Annotated in this window: 5 protein-coding genes; 1 reads left to right on the top strand and 4 read right to left on the bottom strand. The window is 53.3% G+C overall.

The window, feature by feature from the left end:
* Positions 1-138: 138 nt before the first annotated feature.
* The 4 genes from BN1117_RS10990 to BN1117_RS10975 all read right to left on the bottom strand — a co-directional run bounded on the left by BN1117_RS10990 (position 139) and on the right by BN1117_RS10975 (position 4,668).
* Positions 139-2,070, bottom strand: a complete 1,932-nt coding sequence (locus BN1117_RS10990; RefSeq protein ID WP_040097339.1) for a putative bifunctional diguanylate cyclase/phosphodiesterase — start codon at positions 2,068-2,070, stop codon at positions 139-141.
* A gap of 24 nt (positions 2,071-2,094) precedes the next feature.
* The gene (locus BN1117_RS10985; protein WP_040097338.1) at positions 2,095-2,595 is read right to left on the bottom strand and encodes a putative pterin-binding protein; all 501 of its coding nucleotides are present in this window, start codon (positions 2,593-2,595) and stop codon (positions 2,095-2,097) included.
* A 101-nt stretch (positions 2,596-2,696) separates the two neighbouring features.
* Positions 2,697-4,331 (bottom strand): chaperonin GroEL, encoded by a 1,635-nt coding sequence (groL, locus tag BN1117_RS10980; protein WP_040097337.1) that lies wholly within the window; start codon positions 4,329-4,331, stop codon positions 2,697-2,699.
* Between the two features lie 43 nt (positions 4,332-4,374).
* Positions 4,375-4,668 (bottom strand): co-chaperone GroES, encoded by a 294-nt coding sequence (locus BN1117_RS10975; protein ID WP_005340573.1) that lies wholly within the window; start codon positions 4,666-4,668, stop codon positions 4,375-4,377.
* Positions 4,669-4,910: 242 nt separating this feature from the next.
* Here BN1117_RS10975 and BN1117_RS10965 point away from each other — a divergent pair.
* A partial coding sequence (locus BN1117_RS10965; protein ID WP_040097335.1) for an MATE family efflux transporter occupies positions 4,911-5,160 on the top strand: 250 nt, incomplete at its 3' end.

Below are 5,160 nucleotides of genomic sequence, written 5' to 3'. Positions count from 1 at the left end.
AACAGATTCTTTCTGGCAAGGATAAATTGCATGTTTTTTTGATAAAACCGCACAACTGTTCAAACAACAAACAAAAAGAAGAAAATCCGAACTGGATCACACATTCAGAAGGCAGATGAGCACCAAGTACTCCCCCCTTCAACTCATATAAGCCATTTCGGATTGTTGACGCGCTAGCCAAAGCTCCTCCATCTCCAACAAGGTTTGATAGATTTTCTCCGCCTGCTCTGGTCGGCTGAACAGATAGCCCTGTCCATACAAGTGGATATCGGTCAGGGATCGCAGTACATCCAGCTGGCTCTGTGTCTCAATCCCTTCACACACCAGACTCTTGCCCAGCATCGACCCCATCCGGCAGATGTTGGCGACCAACTCAGATGCCTCCAGCGAGGCGTCAATGCCCTGTATAAAAGAGCGGTCGATCTTCACCTTGCTGACCGGTAACTTTTGCAGATAACTCAACGATGAATAACCAGTACCAAAATCGTCCAATGCCAGCAGTACCCCCTGCTGATTGAGATCCTGCATAAGTTGCAGCGAGCTCTTCACTTCCCGCATAGTGGTATCTTCGGTGACTTCCAGAACCAGGCTTCGTGCTGGCAGATGGTGCTCCATCAATGCCTTGGCGACCAGTTTAAGCAAATTACGCTGGTACATGCCCGGCGAGATATTTACACACATTTGTAGATCGACCATACCAAGCTGGTGCCACTGATAGAGCTGCTCACAAGCGGTGTTAAGCACCCAGCTGCCCAACCGTTCGGCAAGCTGGAACTCCTCTGCCACCATGATCACTTCATTTGGTGGAACAAAACCAAGCTCCGGATGGCGCCACCTAAGCAATGCCTCGACAGCTTCACAGCGGCCACTCTCGAGATTGACGATGGGCTGGTAATAGAGTTCCAGCGCATTGTGTTCCAGCGCGATGATCATGTCAGAGGCCAGATGCTTGCGGCGCGCCGTCTCGTTAAGCAAGGAGTTATCGTAAATCACATAGGGGACATGGCTCTTGCGACTATGAAACAGTGCCTGTTCCGCACGGCTCAGCAGCTCCTTAGTCTTGTCGCTGTCCATCGGATAGAAGGCAATCCCTACCCCGACTTCAAGGCGGAAGGGATAGTTGTCATAGACAATATCTTGCTTCAGGGCATGCCGCAGTCGCGCAACCAGCTCCCTGACCTGACGCAAATCGCTGCTACCACGCTGAATAATGGCAAATTGATCACCCCCTAAGCGTCCGCTCCACTCGCTCTCTTCACAGAGCCCCCTGAGCCGGGCGGCAAACTCACAAAGCAGATAATCACCGGTGTCATAGCCGAACTTGCTGTTGATATCCCTAAAGTCGTTGATATCGACCAGCACCAGCCCGAACGGAACTTCCTGCGTGGCGTACAACTCCATCAGCTCCAGCAGGGCAACTCGATTGGACAACCGGGTTAGAGGATCCCGCCTGGCCGCCCTGAAGTGGCGCCGCCCTTCATATATAAGCAGCATACTGAGTAACAGTACTGAAATGACCAAACCGGAAACCATCAGCAACAAGGCATTGCGCAGCTCACCAAAATGGCGATCGTTCTCGGAATAGGCGTTGATGTTCTTCTGCATCACAGAAGCGAGGGAGTAGGAGAGCGGCTCTTGCAGCGGAGCAAGGCGCATCATAATCTGCTGATAACTAGACGCCCCACTCTGCAAATTGTTGATATCTGGCTCTATTTGGCGAATATTGGTTTCAATCAGCTGCACCAAGCGCAAGGTTTTCTGTTTGTCCTGCATGCTTTTGCGCAGCTGACCACTCAACAGAATGGGCGTTCGGCTCCAGAGGATGTCATAACGCATCATCAAGGTGTCATGATCAATCCCACCATAATGATAGACCTCTACCGCATTGAGAAAACGCCCAAGCTCCAGTTGCAACTGCATCAGTGCCCAAGAGACATCATAGGTGTACTTTTCCATCACCCGAGCCGCATTCTGGATCTGGACAAGGGAATAGAGAGTACTTCCTGTAAACAACAGGATGAAAAAATAAAGCGTGGCAACAAGCGGCCTGACTTTGCTCTTTGCTTTCACCCCAGACTCCTGAACAATAAACAATTAATGCTGGATATCAACTGAGTTGAGCTGCCAGATCATCATGTCGGTATATTCAGATCGCTTCAATTCCGGATATTGGTCAAGGGGTAGCATAAACCAGAGCGGCCCCTTGTCACGCACCCGCATGACAGCACCATTGTCTTGCCAGGCAAGGATAGGGTCATATTTGGCGACCTTGTCCCATGCAATGCGGATCTGGAAACTGTTCAGTGCCGTCAACGTAATGGTTTTGCCATCTGCGCCAACCGCAGCCAATACATCGGCCAGTTTCGGGCCTCTATAGGTGTGCGGCTTGTCCACCCAAGGACTGCTGGTCACTATCTCATGTTGCGGCAGAGCCTGCAGTTTAGCCAGATCAAACAATACCTTGCCATCCACATCGTCTGTCGACCTGATGTTACCACCCACTTTCAGGATCACCGGCCCGCTCAGCCCCTCAGCGGCCATCACCGGTATGATGACCAAGGAATAAAGCAGTGTAATCAAACCCAAAAATCTCATATCGCCCCCCCAATTGTCTGCCTCAACAGACTCAGTTTAGCCAGATATAAAAAAACGGCCCGCCAAGGCGAGCCGTTTCTCAAACAGAGCCGGGATGATGATTACATCATGCCCATGCCGCCCATGCCACCCATATCAGGCATGGCCGGGGTATCTTTCTTCGGCAGCTCGGTGACCATGCACTCGGTGGTGATCATCAGACCGGCGATGGAAGAAGCGAACTGCAGTGCAGAACGGGTTACCTTGGTCGGATCCAGAATACCCATGGCCAGCATGTCACCATACTGCTCTGTGTAAGCGTTGTAACCGAAGTTACCTTCGCCGTTCTTCACTGCGTTGGCAATGACGGAAGCTTCTTCACCGGCGTTGATGACGATTTGACGCAGCGGGGCCTCCATGGCGCGCAGGGCAACCTTGATACCCACGTTCTGGTCTTCGTTGTCACCGCGCAGGCCTGCCAGTTTGGCAGCAACGCGAACCAGCGCAACACCACCACCGGCAACCACACCTTCTTCAACCGCAGCACGGGTAGCATGCAGAGCATCTTCTACGCGAGCTTTCTTCTCTTTCATCTCGACTTCGGTAGCAGCACCCACCTTGATCACGGCAACACCACCAGCCAGCTTGGCTACGCGCTCTTGCAGCTTCTCACGGTCGTAGTCGGAGGAGGTCTCTTCGATCTGCTGACGGATCTGGGCAACACGGCCTTCGATCACGCCTGCATCACCCACGCCATCGATGATGGTGGTGTTCTCTTTAGTGATGACGATACGCTTGGCACGACCCAGGTCTTCCAGAGTTGCTTTTTCCAACTCCATGCCAACTTCTTCGGAGATAACAGTACCGCCAGTCAGTACGGCGATATCCTGCAGCATGGCTTTGCGACGGTCACCGAAGCCCGGTGCCTTGACGGCAGCCACTTTCACGATACCGCGCATGGTGTTGACCACCAGAGTCGCCAGGGCTTCGCCCTCTACGTCTTCGGCAACGATCAGCAGCGGTTTGCCCGCTTTGGCGACACCTTCCAGTACCGGCAGCATCTCGCGGATGTTGGAGACTTTCTTGTCAACCAGCAGGATGAAAGGATCGTCCAACTCGACAGAACCGGTTTCCTGTTTGTTGATGAAGTACGGAGAGAGGTAGCCACGGTCGAACTGCATACCTTCAACAACTGCCAGCTCATCTTCCAGACCCTGACCATCTTCAACGGTGATGACGCCATCGCGACCCACTTTGTCCATGGCTTCGGCAATCAGCTTGCCCACTTTCTCGTCGGAGTTGGCGGAGATGGTGCCCACCTGAGCGATGGCATTGCTGTCAGCGCACGGCTGGGACAGCACCTGCAGCTCGGCAACAGCAGCCACAACGGCCTTGTCGATACCGCGCTTCAGATCCATCGGATTCATACCGGCGGCAACGGCTTTCAGACCTTCGTTGACGATAGCCTGAGCCAGAACGGTTGCAGTGGTGGTACCGTCACCGGCGGCATCGTTCGCCTTGGAAGCCACTTCCTTGACCATCTGGGCGCCCATGTTCTGGAACTTGTCTTCCAGCTCGATTTCGCGCGCAACAGACACACCATCTTTAGTGATGGTCGGAGCGCCGAAGGACTTGTCCAGCACCACGTTGCGGCCTTTCGGGCCCAGGGTCACCTTGACGGCATCAGCCAGGATGTTTACGCCTTCCAGCATCTTGATGCGGGCTTCGTTACCAAACTTAACGTCTTTAGCTGCCATTTTTCTTCAATCCTTAAATCAATTCGGGGAAAAGGAGGATGGATTACTCTTCGACAATCGCCAGAATGTCGGTTTCGGAAAGGATCAGGACGTCCTGACCATCCAGCTTCTCGGTCTTGACACCGTAGCCTTCGTTGAAGATCACCTTGTCACCAACCTTCACGGCCAGCGCTTTGACTTCGCCATTATCCAGGATGCGACCAGTCCCCACGGCAAGCACTTCACCACGGGTGGACTTCTGGGCCGCAGTACCAGTCAAGACGATACCGCCGGCAGATTTGGCTTCAGCTTCGATGCGCTTGATGATGACGCGGTCGTGCAGTGGACGAATTTTCATCGATAACTCTCCCAAAATGAGTCTCATTATTGCTTTGAGGAATGGCCGTTCCAGGCCAAATTTGATATGTCCCTGATGTGGGGCAGAGTTGCTAACCCTTCAAGGGCAAATACAAAAAAATTTTTTTCACGTACTATGAACATCTTCGATGGTTCAGCCATATCCACACCCTGGAGCAAGGTCGGTTCAAGCCGCCCGGTTGCCATGCCAGAACCTGCAAAGCCAGCTGTAGAGACGAGCCCTTGACCCGCACCAACCCCATGCTGACAGCCCCCATCCCGGTCGTACTGCGCCAGATGACGGGCCCCATGATCTTCGGCATCATCGCCATTCTGGCCTTTAATCTGGTCGATACCTTTTTTATCGGCATGCTGGGCACCGAAGCTCTGGCCGCCATCAGTTTTACCTTTCCGGTCACTTTTGTGGTTACCTCGCTGGCGATGGGATTGGGCGCCGGATTGTCAGCGGTGATCGGTCATATCCTGGGGCAGG

The organism is Aeromonas australiensis (assembly GCF_000819725.1).
GTDB classification, from domain to species: Bacteria; Pseudomonadota; Gammaproteobacteria; order Enterobacterales; family Aeromonadaceae; genus Aeromonas; species Aeromonas australiensis.
Note: the sequence above shows the minus strand (reverse complement) of the source record. Positions and strands in the feature narration are given on the sequence as shown.